This is a genomic window from Vibrio vulnificus CMCP6 (genome assembly GCF_000039765.1).
In the GTDB taxonomy this organism is placed as follows: domain Bacteria; phylum Pseudomonadota; class Gammaproteobacteria; order Enterobacterales; family Vibrionaceae; genus Vibrio; species Vibrio vulnificus_B.
This window is the reverse complement of the sequence record NC_004459.3, coordinates 2,534,572-2,553,058: the sequence shown is the minus strand read 5'-3', so window position 1 is coordinate 2,553,058 and position 18,487 is coordinate 2,534,572. Positions and strand designations below refer to the sequence as shown.

Annotated in this window: 21 protein-coding genes; 1 reads left to right on the top strand and 20 read right to left on the bottom strand. The window is 41.0% G+C overall.

Annotated elements, in window-relative coordinates:
- Nucleotides 1–521: 521 nt before the first annotated feature.
- From VV1_RS11940 to VV1_RS11895, 10 genes are all read right to left on the bottom strand, one after another.
- Entirely contained in the window at nt 522–998 is a 477-nt protein-coding gene (locus VV1_RS11940; RefSeq protein ID WP_011080368.1) for a GNAT family N-acetyltransferase, read from the bottom strand.
- Nucleotides 999–2,084: 1,086 nt separating this feature from the next.
- On the bottom strand, nt 2,085–2,711 hold the full coding sequence (locus tag VV1_RS11935) for a LysE family translocator (protein ID WP_043921020.1): 627 nt from the start codon (nt 2,709–2,711) through the stop codon (nt 2,085–2,087).
- Between the two features lie 635 nt (nt 2,712–3,346).
- A complete protein-coding gene (locus VV1_RS11930) occupies nt 3,347–3,754 on the bottom strand; it encodes an NUDIX domain-containing protein (protein WP_011080366.1) in 408 nt (135 codons plus the stop codon).
- Nucleotides 3,755–4,953: 1,199 nt separating this feature from the next.
- Entirely contained in the window at nt 4,954–5,469 is a 516-nt protein-coding gene (locus VV1_RS11925) for a GNAT family N-acetyltransferase (RefSeq protein WP_011080342.1), read from the bottom strand.
- 615 nt (nt 5,470–6,084) lie between these two features.
- Nucleotides 6,085–6,516 (bottom strand): NUDIX hydrolase, encoded by a 432-nt coding sequence (locus tag VV1_RS11920; protein WP_011080364.1) that lies wholly within the window; start codon nt 6,514–6,516, stop codon nt 6,085–6,087.
- Nucleotides 6,517–6,653: 137 nt separating this feature from the next.
- Nucleotides 6,654–6,986 carry a hypothetical protein gene (locus VV1_RS11915; RefSeq protein ID WP_011080363.1) on the bottom strand — a complete coding sequence of 111 codons (333 nt, stop codon included), beginning with the start codon at nt 6,984–6,986 and terminating at the stop codon, nt 6,654–6,656.
- A gap of 134 nt (nt 6,987–7,120) precedes the next feature.
- Nucleotides 7,121–7,855 (bottom strand): TIM44-like domain-containing protein, encoded by a 735-nt coding sequence (locus VV1_RS11910; RefSeq protein WP_011080362.1) that lies wholly within the window; start codon nt 7,853–7,855, stop codon nt 7,121–7,123.
- A 147-nt stretch (nt 7,856–8,002) separates the two neighbouring features.
- A complete protein-coding gene (locus VV1_RS11905; RefSeq protein ID WP_011080361.1) occupies nt 8,003–8,428 on the bottom strand; it encodes a hypothetical protein in 426 nt (141 codons plus the stop codon).
- Between the two features lie 156 nt (nt 8,429–8,584).
- Complete coding sequence (locus tag VV1_RS24645; protein ID WP_011080360.1) at nt 8,585–9,337, bottom strand: hypothetical protein; 753 nt, start codon at nt 9,335–9,337, stop codon at nt 8,585–8,587.
- A 131-nt stretch (nt 9,338–9,468) separates the two neighbouring features.
- Nucleotides 9,469–9,705: a hypothetical protein gene (locus VV1_RS11895; protein ID WP_011080359.1), complete on the bottom strand. Its 237-nt coding sequence runs from the start codon at nt 9,703–9,705 to the stop codon at nt 9,469–9,471.
- A 411-nt stretch (nt 9,706–10,116) separates the two neighbouring features.
- On the opposite strand from VV1_RS11895, the gene VV1_RS11890 reads away from it, so the two are divergent.
- The gene (locus tag VV1_RS11890; protein ID WP_000036154.1) at nt 10,117–10,458 is read left to right on the top strand and encodes a type II toxin-antitoxin system RelE/ParE family toxin; all 342 of its coding nucleotides are present in this window, start codon (nt 10,117–10,119) and stop codon (nt 10,456–10,458) included.
- Between the two features lie 32 nt (nt 10,459–10,490).
- Here VV1_RS11890 and VV1_RS11885 read toward each other — a convergent pair whose 3' ends face one another.
- The 10 genes from VV1_RS11885 to VV1_RS11840 form a co-directional block, all read right to left on the bottom strand.
- On the bottom strand, nt 10,491–10,787 hold the full coding sequence (locus VV1_RS11885) for a helix-turn-helix domain-containing protein (protein WP_000200838.1): 297 nt from the start codon (nt 10,785–10,787) through the stop codon (nt 10,491–10,493).
- 209 nt (nt 10,788–10,996) lie between these two features.
- Nucleotides 10,997–11,503, bottom strand: coding sequence for a GNAT family N-acetyltransferase (locus VV1_RS11880; RefSeq protein WP_043921018.1), 507 nt, complete (start codon nt 11,501–11,503; stop codon nt 10,997–10,999).
- 146 nt (nt 11,504–11,649) lie between these two features.
- The gene (locus VV1_RS11875) at nt 11,650–12,201 is read right to left on the bottom strand and encodes a DUF1643 domain-containing protein (RefSeq protein ID WP_043921017.1); all 552 of its coding nucleotides are present in this window, start codon (nt 12,199–12,201) and stop codon (nt 11,650–11,652) included.
- Between the two features lie 1,182 nt (nt 12,202–13,383).
- Entirely contained in the window at nt 13,384–13,752 is a 369-nt protein-coding gene (locus VV1_RS11870) for a VOC family protein (RefSeq protein ID WP_011080356.1), read from the bottom strand.
- A 622-nt stretch (nt 13,753–14,374) separates the two neighbouring features.
- Entirely contained in the window at nt 14,375–14,680 is a 306-nt protein-coding gene (locus VV1_RS11865) for a hypothetical protein (RefSeq protein WP_043921016.1), read from the bottom strand.
- A 121-nt stretch (nt 14,681–14,801) separates the two neighbouring features.
- Nucleotides 14,802–15,269, bottom strand: coding sequence for a hypothetical protein (locus VV1_RS11860; RefSeq protein ID WP_011150372.1), 468 nt, complete (start codon nt 15,267–15,269; stop codon nt 14,802–14,804).
- A 145-nt stretch (nt 15,270–15,414) separates the two neighbouring features.
- On the bottom strand, nt 15,415–16,194 hold the full coding sequence (locus VV1_RS11855; RefSeq protein WP_052298472.1) for a zinc metalloprotease: 780 nt from the start codon (nt 16,192–16,194) through the stop codon (nt 15,415–15,417).
- A gap of 143 nt (nt 16,195–16,337) precedes the next feature.
- The gene (locus tag VV1_RS25200; RefSeq protein ID WP_052298471.1) at nt 16,338–16,814 is read right to left on the bottom strand and encodes a tetratricopeptide repeat protein; all 477 of its coding nucleotides are present in this window, start codon (nt 16,812–16,814) and stop codon (nt 16,338–16,340) included.
- A gap of 158 nt (nt 16,815–16,972) precedes the next feature.
- Nucleotides 16,973–17,515 carry a cation-transporting ATPase gene (locus VV1_RS11845; RefSeq protein ID WP_011080353.1) on the bottom strand — a complete coding sequence of 181 codons (543 nt, stop codon included), beginning with the start codon at nt 17,513–17,515 and terminating at the stop codon, nt 16,973–16,975.
- A 520-nt stretch (nt 17,516–18,035) separates the two neighbouring features.
- Nucleotides 18,036–18,476 carry a GNAT family N-acetyltransferase gene (locus tag VV1_RS11840; RefSeq protein ID WP_011080352.1) on the bottom strand — a complete coding sequence of 147 codons (441 nt, stop codon included), beginning with the start codon at nt 18,474–18,476 and terminating at the stop codon, nt 18,036–18,038.
- Nucleotides 18,477–18,487 lie beyond the last annotated feature (11 nt).

Here is an 18,487-nt window from a genome sequence, read left to right as displayed (position 1 = left end):
CTCACCGCACACCAAAAATACCACGCGGCATGAATCCCACTTGAACGCCTTGTTATGCTTAAGCTTCAATGGGTTACGCTTTACTAGAAACAAGATTAACTCGACTTTGATTTACAAACAAAAGCCAAAACGTAGAAAACCGAAATGACTCATAGTTTTGAAAATCGGACTTTGAAATTTGGCTGCTAAAACCCAAAAAATAAGATCAAATTGCTGATTGAGCCAGATGCCCTAACCTCGCGCTTGCTCAAGAATTGATTGAGGCAACGCTCTGAATTTTCAGCGCCAAAGAATAATTGTCCGGAAAACAGCGCCCAATAAAGCTAACTTGCCGACAAACTCGAACGAACAAACCTAGGGAACAAAGAAAAATGATAAACCACTGATTTTTCGTGATTAAGCATAACGCTGCGTTAAGGGGCGCAGGCACGCTCTACAAACGTGACCGCATCACGCCTTAACCACTAAACAAACCGCAAACCGGAAATGCCACGCGTGCCAAGTCCCACTTGAACGCCTTGTTATAACCGTTTTTCCATTCGCACCAAACCCCATAATTGACCATCAAAAGATCTGGTGCCAGATTCAATCCCAATGACATTAAAACCTAAAGATTCATAGCACTTTCTAGCTACAGTGTTATGTTCAAAAACGCCTAAACTAAGCGTAGTCGCAGAAAAATCTGACCGGACTTTATCTATTAATAACATAAGCATAGATTTTGATAAGCCTCGCCCACGATAAGAGTTTGAGATAAATACACGACAAATTCGATAATGCTCGTTGGTGACTTTATACAACTCCACAAACCCAGCATTCTGACCACTTACTTTTAGCAAGTAAGGAAATACTTCTTCCTTGGTACAATGGGCAATGATCTGTTCAGAAGTCAGCGGAAAAGTATAAGCTGGACCACCCCATAAATAGTTCAACTCATCTGAGTCGATCCATTCGATAAGCAGGTGAAAATCCGTTTTTTGAAAATCTACTAAGTTCATTATTTCCCATTAGGTTATAACGCTGCGTTAAGGGGTGAATGCCGCTTAAACCAGCTTTCTGCAAACCACTTTCACCACAAAAACTAACCGCATACTAAAAATGCCACGCGGCATGAATCCCTCTTGAACGCCTTGTTATGCTTAAGCTTCAATGGGTTACGTTTTACTCAAAACAAGATTAACCCGACTTTGATTTACAAACAAAAGCCAAAACTTAGAAAACCGAAATGACTCATAGTTTTGAAAGGCAGACTTGGACTTTTAACATTTCAAGCTTGGGCAACTAAGAACTGAAAACTGATTTCTGATTGAGCCAGCCGCCCTATCCTCGTGCTTACCTGAAAATTGATTGAGGCAATTCTCTGAATTTCCAGCGCCAAAGAATTGATGTCCAGAAAATAGCACCCAATGAAGCTGACTTGCCGACAAACTCGAAACTAACAAGCCGAGGGAACAAAGAAAAACCATAAACCACTGATTTTAGGTGATTAAGCATAACGCCCTGCTAAGGGGTGAGCAATGCACTACGAAAGCTACCGCACACCGCTTTAATCACGAAACTCACCGCATACTGAAAATGCCACGCATTGCGAATCCCGCTTAAGCAGTTTGTTAGCTTAAATTTCAGCACCTTAGATTTACCAAGCCTGAGATTAAACCGATTTGGAAAACCAACAAACCGCTTAAGCTTTGAAACCCGAATTGGCTCAAACTTTGTTGCCTTTCATGCGATTTGAAAACCCGAAAATTTTGATAAATCACTTTCGGAAAATTCAAAGCTAAAACAAAACCTCCAAAGCGACTTTGCACCAAACTGGCGAACCTCGCGCAGTCCCAAAACTCAATTGAGGCAACTGTTCGAAACTCACGTTGACAAACAATGTGGATTTGCCGAGGAACCAGAGCGAATGGCCGAAGGAAGAAAGAAAAACCACAAACAACTGATTTTTAATGTTTTAAGCTAACGCCCAATTAAGGTGTGAAGCACGCAATGACCAAGCCACCGCATAGCACTTCAGCACCAAAGCCACCGCATACCAAAAATGCCACGCGTGCTGAATCACACTTAAATTGTTTGTTATGCCACTAGCGCTCACTGATTGCGACTTTGCCTGCTAGCCCAATAAGCAGAACTCCCGAGACACCCTCAAGTGCTCGTGAATAACGCTGAGAATTTGAACGACTAAAAACCCAACTACCGACTGAGGCATAGAGAACGTTACACAGCGTAGCTAATGCGCTGAAGAGCAAACCAAGCACTAATAATTGCATTGACGCGGAGCCTGCAGATTTATCGACAAACTGAGGTAAAAATGAAAGGAAGAATAGTGCTACCTTCGGGTTCAAAACACTAACAATAACGCCTTGTATAAATACATTTTTGTTGGTTTCAACACTTTCACTAACCACTATTTTACTGCCTCCACGCCACATAGATAGCAGAGACTGGACACCTAAATATACTAAGTAAGCGGCACCCAACCATTTTACCGCACTAAAAGCTGCAGCAGAGCTGAGGATTATCGCGGACAAACCTAAACACGCAGCTAATGTATGTACAAAGTAGCCAACACCTAGACCAATTGCAGCTTTAAATCCAGTTGTAAGCTTGCCTTTCATTGTGTTTGAGACGATGTAGATTACGTCTGGGCCAGGTATCATATTGATAGCCAGGCAAGCGACTACAAATAGTAATATTGCGTTTAAATCCATTTCCTTTCCTCCATGTTGAACGTCTTGTGGCATAACGCCGCGTTAAGGGGTGAATGCCGCATAAACCAGCTTTCCGCAGACCACTTCACCACCAAAACTTACTGCATACCAAAAATGCCACGCGGCATGAATCCCTCTTGAACGCCTTGTTATGTTTAAGACTCAAAGGGTTAAGTTTTACGATACCAAGAGCTTAACTCGACTTACCTTTGCAAACCAAAACCATAGGCTAAAAAACTGAATTAACTCATAAATTCGATTTATTTTGCATTGAATCTCAACGTGAGAAACGAAAGTTGAAGCTCTAGCTTTGAAACTGAGCAAGCTGCGCTCACCTCACCAAAACACTGCATTTCAATGAGGCAACTCTCTGAATTTTTAGCGCCCACGAATTGAAGTCCAGCAAACAGCGATCACTGAAGTCAACTTGCCGACAAGACCAAAATTATAAAGCCGAGAAAGCAAAAAAAGATGCAACCAATTGATTTTACGTGATTAAGCATAACGCCGCGTTAAGTGGTGAACAACGCCAACCACCAAACCTAAACCATTGTGCCGTAAACACTAAATTCAAAGCAAACCGAAAATGCCAAGCGTTGTGAATCCGTCTTAAACGCCTTGTTAGCAATACGAACTCATAGGTTGAGATAGCCTCTTATTCTTTGCTGGTTGGATGGCACAGCGTCTGAGAGGGCTAAGTACGTTTCTATGTCCATAAGCTTCCAATATTGCCCCTCATCGCCAAACTGAATTTCGCGTAACTCACTTTCGGTTATCGTAACCGCTAGAAAATACGCACAACCAAAGCCTGTATGACTTTCCACTTTTTGCTTGTAATGAATACGCGATGGGCACAGTTCGATACCGAATTCTTCTTTCAATTCTCTTAGTGCACAATCCTCTGGCGTTTCGTTCCCTTCACGACCGCCACCAGGTAAGTCCCAGCAATTTGGGTATGAGATGGAAGAAATATTATCTCTTTTATAGGTAAGAATTTGCTCGTTACAATGAACAACTAATTTGCATCCGTTAAAATGTTGCACACTGTCTCTCCTAAGATTGCTAACGCCCAATTAAGTTGTGAGCAACGCTGCCACCTACCTAAAGCATTGTGCCGTAAACACTAAAGCTGAATCAAACCAAAAATGCCAAGCGTTGCGAATCAGCTTGAATTGCTTGTTATGTTTTACCACAAATACATGATTTAATTGAGAAAGAACTGCGATTTCTAACTAGTTTTCTGAAGCAAACCACAAGGTAAGAACCAACTTGGCCACCAAAGGCGATTAACCCAAAACCTGTAATTCCACTTCCCTGCCCAATGAGGCAACCCGACCTCGTTTCAACAAGCACCCTTTCTTTCCAACCAAAGCGCAAAACAATGCTGAATTGCCGAGGCTACTGCCAAGCCGAAATACTACTTGGCAAAGAACCTAAAAGCGACTTTAAGCCAGTTAAACAAGAAACCGACCGCCACGACCTGACAATGAAGCAACCCACGAACATTGGCATGTTTTACGGGCTGAGTGGTTCAAGAACTTAGACCAACAATACTGATTTGCTGAGTCTACTAGGGACGAATTACCAGAGGGACAAAGAACCAGAGCCTAAGACCTTTAAGCCTTTGAAATACAAGTAAACATAACGCCGCGTTAAGGGGTGAATGCCGCATAAACCAAGCTTCCGCATACCACTTTCACCACCAAAACTCACTGCAAACCAAAAATGCCACGCGGCATGAATCCCGCTTAAACGCCTTGTTATGTTTAAGACTCAAAGGGTTAAGTTTTACGATACCAAGAGCTTAACTCGACTTACCGTTGAAAACCAAAACCAGAAGCTAAAAAACTGAATTAACTCATAAATTTGATTTTACTAACATTGAGTTTTAGCGTGAAAAACCGAAAACTGGAACTCTAACTTTGGAATTGAGAACACCTCACTCTCCTCGCCAACACACTGGACTTCAATGAGGCAGTTCTCCGAATTTTTCGCGCCCGCGAATAGGAGTCCAGAAAACAGCGACCACTGAAGTTAGCTTGCCGACAAGGGAAAAACTTGAAAGCTACGTGAACAAAAAAGAGTGCAAACAACTGATTTTACGTGATTAAACATAACGCTGCGTTAAGGGGTGAATGCCGCCTAAACCAACTTCCCGCAGACCACTTTCACCACCAAAACATACCGCATACCAAAAATGCCACGCGGCATGAATCCCTCTTTAACGCTTTGTTAGGTGAATTTATACCGCTGAAATATAAACACAAACCTCGCGTTCACCACCTTGCATACGAAGTGTTTGATTTTCTATGTAAGTAACGCCAAGTTTATCGATAACTGACTTTGAACGAGCATTACCAACAAGATGCATAACCTTTAACTCTCTCAATCCATGAGATTCTTTTGCGTACTCAATTAGCGCCTTTGAAGCTTCTGTCGCATAACCCTGCCCCCAAAAATCGACACCCAACCAATAACCTAATATACCTTGGCCATCTTTTAAGCTTGGCAAACTCACGGCCCCAATAAGCTCTAACGATTCTTTATGTACAATCGCATAAACAATACTCTCTCCGCTGGCAAAACCAATTTCATGTGTTTCAATCCATGAAATTGCATCTGAAACTTCGTATGGATGCGGTATGTTTGCTGTCATTTCTGCGATTCGTTTATCACCAGCTAATACTGATACTTGCTCAGCATCAGACTGCTTAAATGATCTAAGAATTAAACGTTCAGTTTCCAAAATTTGCTGCATTATTTCCCCAAATTCACCTAACGCCGCGTTAAGGGGTGCAGGCACGCAATACAAAAGCTACCGCACAGTGCCGTAACTACTGAACCCAACGCAAACTGAAAATGCCACGCGTGCCAAATCCCACTTAAACGCCTTGTTATGCTTAAGCTTCAATGGGTTACGTTTTAATAGAACCAAGATTAACTCGACTTTGATTTACAAACAAAAGCCAAAACGTAGAAAACCGAAATGAATCATAGTTTTGATAATCAGGCTCGGAATTTTGGCACATCTGGTTTGAAGTTTGAAAACCTAGAAATGGATTTCTGATTGAGCCAACCGCCCTAACTTCGCGCTTGCCCGAGAATTGATTGAGGCAATTCTCAGAGTTTTTAGCGCCAAAGAATAAGTGTCCGAAAAACAGCGCTCGAAAAAGCCGGCTTGCCGACAAACACAAAACTGAAAAGCCGAGGGAACAAAGAAAAATCATAAACCACTGATTTTACGTGATTAAGCATAACGCCCAATTAAGGGGTGAGCAACGCTACCACCCAACCTAAAGCATTGTGCCATAAACACTAAACTTGAAGTAGAAACAAAAATGCCAAGCGTTGGGAATCCCTCTTAAATTGTTTGTTATATGCACAGAATTTCGACTTGCTTAATGGCGTCAAAGAATACTTTATGACACTTAAAATCGGGCTTACTTCCTACTTTATGCCAGAAGAAATTAAACTCATGCCCACCGTCATCTTGAGTAAAGAAACTCCAGCTATTCGGTAGTTCTTGGTCTATTTCGCAAAGCACAAAATGCCACAGTTGATTTTGAAAACCGCTTTCCCAGCAGTCGAGATAGTGAGCACTTGATACACTAGATAACCCAGATTCTTCTTCCAGCTCTCTCAAAGCGGCACTTTCGATAGAAATATCCGACGGCTCTAGTGTTCCTTTAACAAGTTGAACCTCAGCTAATGGATGTTCAAACAACAGTAACTCACGATAGTTTCCTGATTTTCTGAGCACTACAGGGCAGACTTTTACGTCCCTTTTTCGGATTCTTTCTTCCACTGAACTCTCCCGTGCATATAACGCCGCGTTAAGTGGTGAACAACGCAAACCACCAAACCTAAACCATTGTACCTTAAACACTTAACCTAACCTGAACTGAAACCGCTAAGCGTTGTGAATCCGCCTTGAACGCTTTGTTATATGCGTTCTCTAAGGTGTACACTTTTGGCTTCGATCACACGAATACCAGCATTTGTACTTAAGCTGAACTTGAACCAACTCGACTTGAATAAGTCACTATCCACTCTTTTCACAGACTCTAGTCCTAAGAGTGTTGGATTACCTTCAAAAGGAATTTCGTTGATCTTTAGAGAATGGAATCCGCTGAATACAATATCAGTTTCTTCATATTCGTCATTTTCCCAATCTACTGGGTACATAACTCTTAATATCAATTCGTCTTGTGACGGTACTTCAATCATCGACAGCAACTCACAATCGTGCCAATGTATTTCATTATGTTCCATCATTTTTCACCCAAGCATATAACGCCGCGTTAAGGGGCGCAGGCACGCAATACAAAAGTGACCGCATCACACTTTAACCACTAAACTTACCGCAAATTGAAAATGCCACACGTGCCAAGTCCCTCTTAAACGCTTTGTTAGGCCCTCAAGTCGCTTACAACCGTAGTCTCAATCTTGGGTAAATGCTTAGCTTCATTGACATAATCTATAAACATCGTACAGCTTTCAATGTTAGAGACTTTCCAAACCCCATTAGTTAAGGTCAAAGTCCAAATTGTTTCGACATCTTTGAATTTTTTACTCCCTTCAACAATTTTTCCTGTCTCTTTAACCATTAGGTAATCTTGAGTTTCTCCCGTAATAGCAACCACAACCATAGAACCTTCGTGTTCTACAGATTGATTCCTATGAACAAATAGTAACGGCTTAATTTTGGACAAATGGGTTACCTTACATACATTAACCAACCCTTGTTTTTTCCAACTCTCAAGATGTACTTGCTGCTGATTTTGCCAATACCAATCTGTCATCCAGTCTGAAACACTCGATAGGTCTTCACTCTCCCAACCAGCATGCACTCGATAGAAACAATCCTTGACTCTTTCTTGTACTTTTAACCACTCAAACAGTTCACTATAGCCAGCCATAAACCTCAGATCTTTTCTAGCACGTTGCTCAGCTAGTTTCTCCTTGCAAAAGGCGTACACTATAAACGGTGAAAAAAAGACTAATAAACATATTATTATTACCTTTCCCCAGAATGTCTCAGATAATACGCTTGCAATTTTTCCTCCAGGGCCCGCAAATGCGGGCTCTGCTACCACTAAACATGCGACAACAATTGCCGACAAATAAACCACTAATTTACTCATTGAACCTCCTTGTATACTATTTGGGCCTAACGCCGCGTTAAGTAGTGAACAACGCCTACCACCTAACCTAAACCTTTACACAGTAAACACTAAACCCAACTTGAAATGCAAAATGCCAAGCGTTGGGAATCTGCCTTAAACGCCTTGTTATATGCGTTTTTGAAATTTACTTTTGATGATTGCGATAACTAGAAGTAACGTGACATAAAGTGCATTTAGCCAAAGTTGCTCGTGTATATATGCTATCGAGGTTTGCCTCGATTGAAAACTTAGCTTCCTTGCCTCTCGATGACCTTCAGTTGGCTTAAACAACTTTTCCTTACCATTTATGTCCACATAGTAGGCGCCGTCATACCCCAATATAAACAATTCTTTAGCAATAAGTTTAGTTACCGCAGTGCGCTCTTGGACCGAAATCTGGGTGTTATTTCTTGCTTCAGTATAGAAATGAACACCCTTCTGCCAATTGCTATCTTGTAGCTCTAAATAACGATATAGCTGGAAGATAGAAAAGGATGAGATACAAAGATTTACGGTTAGTGCAGCTACTAAAAGAAACCCAATTATTTTCATATCACACCTAACCCATTGAATCTTTGAAGCATATAACGCTGCGTTAAGGGGTGAATGCCGCACAAACCAACCTTTCGCAGACCACTTTCACCACCAAAATTCACTGCAAACAAAAAATGCCACGCGGCATGAATCCCGCTTGAACGCCTTGTTATGTTACGGAGCTACCAGTGATAGCGCAAACTCTCGCATATGACGTGCATTATCAGCAGTTTCGGCATTGCCACAAGCCTGTCCATAATATTTGATATCTGGTGATGAATAGGCTGGCAACTGCTTCTCTGCATAAGTCATTACCGTCCCCGCTTCATGACACAATGCCCCAAATGCATATGGCTTAATTTGCTTGTGATGCTCTTTTAGAAGCTGCCCTTTTAACCAATGTATTGCTGTGTTGTCGTGCCATGCCCAAGCCAGATGCCCCAACTCATGCTCTAGCACATGAAGTTCTGCATCAGAAGATAGAACCAAAAAACTGCGACTAAAATTTACATGAGCAGTTCCTGCACTGTCTTTTGCAAAAGGAAAGTCTTTAGGAAGAACTAGAACATAATAACTTCCAACTTTTTGCATTGGCGCAAGAATCGAGTTACCAACATTTAGGAGTAACTGTTGATGTAACTTACCACTGTCTTGACTTTTAAAACTGGTCAAATCAAGTTTGGTGATTCCTGAAAGGGTCCTTCTAATTGGAATGCAAGAGTTCTCTAGAACAAGGTTTGAATAGTCAATAAACTCTTCAATTCGTGCCTCACTAATGGAGTCATCTGTGAAAAAATGCACTGGCGTATCAATTTTAGGGACGGAATCACACACGGGGAGCGATAACTCCTCACCACCTCGTTTACCGACAAAAAATAGAGCGGTTACACCGAGTAAACAACCGCCAACTAACAACTTTATATTCATTCAATTACTCGTAAAGTGCAGTAACATAACGCCCTGTTAAGGTGTGAGCAACGCAATACCAATGCCGCCGCATACTGCCTTAAACGCATAGCAAAAATGCCACGCGTTGCGAATCACTCTTAAACAGTTTGTTATGCGTGTTCTCTCAACTGTTCAAGTAGTTCATCCAATTGAGAGGCAATGCCAGCTTCGACACTACCGTACGCTAAAGCTTTTGAAAGGTACTCTTCAAGATCATTCGCAATAGAAGGTGGTATATCTGTAATTGTTTTAGTGGCTAAATCAGCGTTCAGCAATTGACACTGTTCGGCACTCAAGGAAAACTCTTTTTGGGTTGTAATTAAATCAATATAAGTAGCTAGATTCATATTTAGAAACCTTACGAAAATATACACCTAGTTTACTATTACTTGTCAATTTGAACTAATGAAAAAGTCAGCAATTCTCGTGAACGCATAACGCCCTGTTAAGGGGTGAGCAACGCAATACAAAAGCCGCCGCATACCCCTTAATCACTTAAACCAACGCATAGTAAAAATGCCACGCGTTGCGAATCCCTCTTAAACAGTTTGTTATACCACTTTTACCCATTAAGTAGATGAATTCTTTACTTAAATAGTTTATATTCACCGCGCCTAAATAGGCAACAGATGGCTTAATGCCTAAACGTGCACTTTGCACATTAACAAACAGGAAATAGCTTATGCAATTTTTTGTAACTTTCAAATCACGTCATAGGAGTGCCTATGGCAAAAAACTAATTCTATAAAGGAGAATTTATGTCAAAAATTAATGTTTGTGTTTCAAAACCTGCGACTCGTGAGTTCGCAAAGCTTCCAAAAGATGCCCAGAAAGCCTTCAGAACTTATGTTGAAGAAACTCTTAAAAAAGGTGAGTATTCGAGCCTCGATACCGAAAAGTTCAAATCAGTTCATACTTCGGTTGTAGAGGTCAAAGTTAAAGGTCGTCCTGCGGGTCGTATGTTCTACACAACATTGGTCGATGGTCACATCGAAGTTTTGGCTTTTGCCACTAAATCCAGAAATGGTCAAGATCCCAAAATCAAAGCTACCGTTGAACAACGGTTTAAAGATTTCAAATCAGCTCAAGGGATCCATTAATTTTAAGAGGGAGCACGCTCCCTCTTTTTTGCTTATTCTGAAATTGCGATAGTCAACCCAGACTTTGTACTAACCTCAATTTCACAACCCAATTTATCTGCAAGCTTCATTAAAGCCTCGATTGAAAATTTATCGTGATGAAGGTTTTTAAGATTACTAATCCTTGGCTGAGTGATTTCAAGAGCCACAGCGGCTTCTTTTTGGCTCCAGCCTTTCTGGTGGATTTTAGAGTTGATGATTGTAAAAAGTTTGCCTTTTACGTCCATTTCTACAATTTCAAAAGGCGAGAAATTCTCGGCGATCATTGTGTCGAATGAAATGCTTGTCATGTTCTTTACCTCTCTTACTTTGAGGTAAAGGATATATAAAATTTTATATAAACGCAAGCTTTTTGAACAGTAGTGGTATAACGCTGCGTTAAGGGGTGAATGCCGCCTAAGCCAACCTTCCGCAGACCACTTTCACCACTAAAACTCACTGCAAACCAAAAATGCCACGCGGCATGAATCCCTCTTGAACGCCTTGTTATGTAACAATTTTACACATATTTGTAGACATGGTCTGCGTACAAATGACCACCAATTTCATAAGCTTGAGGCACTATCCTATCGAGCACAAAACCCACTTTTGTAAGTACCTTTTCGGAACCAATGTTGCCCTCGGTGACAACTGCACTGTATTTATCGATGCCGAACTCTGACATTGAATAATTTATGAGGGCTTGCAGTGACTCTGTACCATACCCGAGCCCATGATATTCGGGTAAAAACATAAACCCAACTTCAGCAACAGAATCGTTAACACAAAAACCTGTTATACCTACTGCTTTATTCGTTGTGGACTCGACAACAACTAAACATAACCAATGCTCCGAATCTACAAACCAAGGTGCTAATCGAGATTTAAATTTACTCTCAATTTCTAACTTTGGCAGTTCATCGAAACAGAGCGAAATGACACTTGGGTTTGTATGGAGTTGTAGAAATAAAGACAAGTCATTTCCCGATAATGGCTTCATCCGTAGCCTTTCAGATATTACTTCCATTTAGCCAAACTCTCCTTGTTACATAACGCCCAATTAAGGTGTGAAGCACGCGACCACGACTCTCAATTTGACCACCGTAAACTCTCAACTCAACCCAAATCAAGAATGCCAAGCGTGCTGAATCACTCTTAAATTGTTTGTTATATTTAAAGTTCCTCTACATTTACTCGTCTTGGTGAGTAAGTATAGTTACCGTAGTAAATATCTTTATTTCCTGGATGTGGTGCGTAATCGTTTATACCGTCAACACCTATGATGTAGTTATTTTTACCCATTAAGTGATGTTTAAAGTGAGAAAATTTTTTAGGGAATTTGTACCCACCTTGATTTTTTAGCTTACCAAAGACAAGCAGAAAGTCTGTATTTTCCTTTAAAATTCGCCGAACCTTTCGCTCAGAATCCAAGCGTAGTAGATCGACCTTAAATTCTTTTGCAGTATCAAACCTTGTATATAAGTTGAGCATTACAATCTTCGAGTACTGTGGCATTCGTTCATAAACAAATCGCTCTAGAAAATGCAGGGTTTTATCTGCACAAAGCTGATTAGCTTTACTCGGGTTTTGTCCAATAATACATAGGGTTTTATTTGTAGATCTATCTAAAAGAGGGATTGTTAGAGATACCCTGTGCTTATTATCATCAGAAAGGTCGGCTATGATTCTAGCATTATCCACTTTATAAAAATGTTCAATTCTCATGGAAGCCTCAAATAAATATAACGCCCAATTAAGGTGTGAGGCACGCAATACCGATGCTGCCGCATACCACCTTAACCACTAAAACCAACGCAAACCAAAAATGCCACGCGTGCCGAATCACTCTTAAATTGTTTGTTAGTACGCTGTTCCTGAACCTTCTGGTATGCACCAACATATTGAAATATAGCACGAAACTGTTGGCTTAAAACGCTGAAACTATAGGGACAACGGCCAAACTAGAACTCAACTTCAAACCGCAAATTGGCTAGAAGAAAAACGCGCCAAACTACCCCATTTTGACCAGTTTCAAATTAGCAAAGGATTCGGTCACCAAACTTTTACAACCACACCAACGTACAGAATTGAAGGCTAAAAAGCCAACAACACAAAAGAAGCCGCGCCCACGAAATAGCCAAAAAATTAGAAACCGTAAACGCTGAAGTCAAAGCGGAAACTCCGCATATAGTGCCACCGGAAAGAACGTGAAAGGCATGCCCGTGCAGGTGTAAAGCTAGGAAACGAAACCAATAAACACTGAAACTTTTAACCTTTGATGCCACCCCCGTACTAACGCTGCGTTAAGGGGTGAGTGCCGCCTAAACCAACTTTCCGCAGACCACCTTCACCACCAAAACTCACCGCATACCAAAAATGCCACGCGGCATGAATCCCTCTTGAACGCCTTGTTATGCTTAAACTTCAATGGGTTACGTTTTAATAGAACCAAGATTAACTCGACTTTGATTTACACACAAAAGCCAAAACACAGAAAACCGAAATGAATCATAGTTTTGATAATCAGGCTCGGAATTTTGGCAAATCTGGTTTGAAGTTTGAAAACCTAGAAATGGATTTCTGATTGAGCCAACCGCCCTAACCTCGCGCTTGCCCGAGAATTGATTGAGGCAATTCTCAGAGTTTTTAGCGCCGAAGAATAAGTGTCCGAAAAACAGCGCTCAAAAAAGCCAACTTGCCGACGAGCACAAAACTAAAAAGCTGAGGGAACAAAGAAAAACCATAAACCACTGATTTTACGTAATTAAGCATAACGCCGCGTTAAGGGGTGAGTGCCGCATAAACCAACTTTCCGCAGCCCACTTTCACCACCAAAACTCACCGCATACCAAAAATGCCACGCGGCATGAATCCCTCTTGAACGCCTTGTTATATGCGTAGCTTCGGCTACATAAAGACTGCTTCAATTTTGTTACCGTCAACATCGCGGACAAACGCTGCATAGTAAGTCTCACCGTACTCTGGACGCAAGCCAGGCTTACCGGCACACTCGCCACCGAGCTCTAATGCAGTAGCATAAAACTTGTCAACAGCTTCTTTGTTTGGCGCATTGAAAGCAATGTGAGTTCCATTACCTGAAGAGGCTGCATTTTCACATGGGTAACCTACCCAAAACTCAAAGTTTTCGCCGTAGGCAGCCGCGACATTCTCGATGTAATGAGCCCGTTTTATGGACAAAGCAGATAGAACTGAATCGTAAAAAACCACCGCAGATGGCACATTTGAAACACCAACTGAGACATGATTTAGAATCATTTTAAACTCCCTTTTGCTCACAGATTTTGAAAGCATATAACGCGCGCATTAAGCAGTGAGAGCCGTCAGTGACGTACTCTCAGCAAACTACGTTTTTCAGATATACCCAAAGTAAACTACGAATGCACGTAGGCGCGAATCTGTCTTGAATGCTTTGTTATGTCACGACCAACGTCAGCTAAATTTGACTAAAATAGTGATTTAATACAATGAGATAGGCGTTAGAAGACAAAAAATCGAAGCCGAAGTATTTGTTATCGCACTACCTTGAGTGCGCTGCCGCGATTACTTTAATTGCTGCGCCATATTAAGAAGCGCGAAAGCGCCTCAAGGTTAGCATAGAAATAACTAATATTCGTCCCTTTTGACGTCTTTCACACTGAACCATCGTCTAAAAATCATACTTGGTCATGATATCCATACACTCTACCTGTGATGACCGTCGTGATATAACGCCCAATTAAGGTGTGAAGCACGCAATGACCAAGCCGCTGCAGACCACTTTCAACACCCAAAACCACCGCATACCAAAAATGCCACGCGTGCTGAATCACTCTTAAATTGTTTGTTATACGTAATTTCCAATCATTACTTCTCGTTATTTAACCACTCAAATTTTGTGCTAAATAGCCATCAAAACCATATAAAATAACAATGGTAAACAAATAACCAAATTTGCCATATTGGTGCTTGATACATTTTTCAACTTTGTGGCTACTACAACCATCACCCAAATTGTGGCAGAAACATAGCCTAAATAATCATCTAGGTCACTGTAATACTGAAACTTATCAAGTGAAGATAGAAGATTAGAGCCTTGTGCTTCCACTGCGCTTTTAAGTACATCTTTCGCAATAGAACCATAATATTTCGAAAAACTCAGTAGAGTCAGTTGAAGCAGTGTTGCTACCAATAAATATGTCTTCATACTCTCATTACGTATAACGCTGCGTTAAGGGGTGAATGCCGCCTAAACCAACCTTCTGCAGACCACTCTCACCACCAAAACTCACTGCAAACCAAAAATGCCACGCGGCATGAATCCCTCTTTAACGCTTTGTTATATTTTCGATTTCGCTAACACTCAAAATATCTTTACAGCGCTCTTTCTCAATACGCGAAAGTACCACATCTTGATGCTCTCTAACCAAGTTCCATAAGTATCCATCTGCCTTTCGATACTCGAACGCTAAATCAATACTACTAAAATACTTCGATTTCAAAAGCGGCTCTGACGGATAGTGTTTTTGAACTTCTGTAAGGCATCTTTCTGCGTTGACTATGTTAACCATCAAATCTATTGCCTCTTCGAGTTCAGAGTTAACAAACTTTTTTTGCGTGATATAAATATCGTGCTGTTGCTCCCAAAGAGTCACCAAATGTAAGCCAACTTTTCTAAGCTCATCAGCTTCAATTTCTGTAGCCAAGTACTCTTTGAACTCAAAAGCATTGTTCGAACTGGATGCCAAAGAAAGAGATGAAAATAGCAGACAAAATAAAATCAGAGTCCTTTCCATGTACCCCTTACCTCGAATGAAAATATAACGCCCAGTTAAGGGGTGAAGCACGCAATACCTAAACTACTGCATGGCACTTCAACACCGAAGCCACCGCATACCAAAAATGCCACGCGTGCTGAATCCCTCTTAAACTGTTTGTTAGCTAATCAAATTTTCGCATATGTTTAAGCGCATATGTTCTCATAACACGCGCATTATCACCCAAACGTTGGTCACCACATGCTAGGTCACCCACAAATAACTCTGGAGATGAGTAAGCTGGGATCTTTTGGGGTGCAAATGACATTACCGTCCCGTAATTACCGCAGCGCCAACCATAAGCAAATGACTTTATCCGAGGATAAGTCGTTTGCTCAAAAGCATTTAAAGTTGAGTGAGAGGATAAAATTGACTCGTGATCATGATGAGCCCCGCTTAAGTGTCCTATTTCATGTTCCATAACAAAGTCTGCGCAATCTAAAGCAGCGAAGAAAAAGTTACCCGAATCGCTTGATAATCCGCAATTAGACCCGCCAAAACTAGCTTTATAGCTATCAAAAACCACACCAACAAAACTTGGTATAGATCTGTTATTCAATTCAGGTGGTTCGTAGCCAAGGCTTAAAGTAAGCAATACTTTCGCTGCACTTAAAGATTGAAACCAAGTCTCATCAATATCATCGAGAAACTCCACTTTACTTAAATAACGCTCGATTGGGACACATGAGTTGCGTAATACAACATTCGAATAATTAACCCATTTGTTGAGTATTTGGTGAACAGCATCCTTAGTTCGAGTTGCCAGTACTTTTTCGGACAAATAGAGTTGAATCGGCGTTTTTAAACTTTCACTTCGCTCACAATTAGGATACGAAATAACTTCGGCATAAGAAAAGTTATTCCATAGAATCAGAATGAAACAAAGAAAACATTTCCTCGACACACTCAAATCTCCTTGTTAGCTAACGCCGCGTTAAGGGGTGAATGCCGCATAAACCAACTTTACGCACGCCACTTTTACCACCAAAACCAACCGCATACCAAAAATGCCGCGCGGCATGAATCCCTCTTGAACGCTTTGTTATGTTAATACTCACCGCAATCTACGTACCCACTTTTTAAACAAAAACGAGATAAGTCTTGAGCCTTGCTAATATCTTCTTTTGCGAGCAGTTTTCCGGCTTGATTCCGAACATCCTCACCTCTTTTGTTTCCATTATGAGTGCCAATATTCGCCCACATATATGCAGCCTTAAAATCTTGTAACACCCCAATTCCATATAAGTACAGTTCCGCAAGATCAACTTGAGCCACTGGATAACCTTGTCCTGCAGAACTCCGTAAAAGCGGGATACCTTTAGAGTAATCTTGCTCCATGTCACTACTTCCAAAATATAGACGACCAAGCTCGTACTGTGCTTCAGCATCACCTTTTGAAGCCAAAAGTTCTAACTCACTTTTTCCTTGTTCAAATCTACCTTCACTGATATTCAACTTCGCATCATCTACAGATGCACCTAATGCTGAAAAAGCAATTGCAGATAGCACCAACATTACTCTCATACGAACTCCATTAACATAACGCTGCGTTAAGGGGTGAATGCCGCATAAACCAGCTTTCTGCAAACCACTTTCACCACTAAAACTAACCGCATACTAAAAATGCCACGCGGCATGAATCCCTCTTGAACGCCTTGTTATATGCAATTTTCTGGCGCTTGCTAAATCGGCTTAATTCTTAACTTAAACGAATCGATTTGCTCGACTTGCGACGGTACAAATGCACATTTGATCTCAAGATAAGAGGTTTCCTTTGGCTGCATAATGAAAAGTTCATTTTCGCCGATACAATTACCAATAAAATTACCATTCACATCAAACGCAGATGCTAAAACTTCACGAGAATATAATGCGTCTTCCGTAAGGTTTTCCTGTACGACAGCTAAACGCACGTCGTCCCCATCTTTGAAGACATTTTTCAATGTTAAACCATAGGCAGTTTTGAAATCCGCTAAATACTCAATTGCTTTGTCGTCGATTTCTTTGTCTTCAAGAATATTTCCGAGCGACGGTTCAACAAACTTTGTATAAACCAACCCACTCAGAATGATTGCAACTGAGAAACCGATTCTCCAGGTGAAACCGTTTAAGATGCCATTTAATCCTTTCATAAACATTCCAATCCATTGCATATAACGTCGCGTTAAGGGGTGAATGCCGCCTAAACCAACTTTCTGCAAACCACTTTCACCACCAAAACTCACTGCAAACCAAAAATGCCACGCGGCATGAATCCCTCTTAAACGCCTTGTTATGTTTAAGGCTCAAAGGGTTAAGTTTGCGATACCAACAGCTTAACTCGACTTACCTTTGAAAACCAAAACCAGACGCTAAAAAGCTGAATTAACTCATAATTTTGAATATTCTGACTTTGAGTTTTAACGTGAGAAACCGAAAAGCCGGACTTTAACTTTGAAATCAAAATCACTTCACTCACCTCGCCTACACTCTGCATTTCAATGAGGCAACTATCTGAACTTTTAGCGCCCACGAATTGGAGTCCAGAAAACAGCGACCACTGAAGTTAACCTGCCGACAAGACCAAAATTAGAAATACGAAGGAACAAAGAAAAGATGCAACCAACTGATTTTACGTGACTAAACATAACGCCGCGTTAAGTAGTGAGCAACGCCACCACTAAACCTAACCTTGCCACCGTAAACACAAAACCCGACGATGGAATGAAAAATGCCAGGCGTTGGGAATCTGCCTTAAACGCTTTGTTAGAACGTTTTTTCCATGAATAACAATTTCTTACCTTCATAGAACGCTTCTTTAAATTGCGTATAGCCCAGCTTTTTATAAATATATATTCCTCTTGAGTTTGATTCGAATACATCTAACCAGACTTTTGAACAGTTTAAGTTTTCCGCACAATACTGTTCCATCTCTTTAATTGCGAGTTGACCAAGACCCTTTCCTTTGGAAGCAACAACAATTCTCCTGAACTCAACGACATCTTGGCTTTCTTGCGACAAAATTATGAAGCCTGACAACTCGTTTTCGTAGTACAAAGACAGATAAATTACGTCATTGCTCTCTATTAGACTTGCGTGCTTTTCTAGTGAATAAGGGATAACAAAGCCTTTTGTATCATGAGAACACTCCATTTCAACAAAAGCCCTGGCTTCTGATATCACCGACTTTCTTAATTCTAACACCATATTTTCCTAAA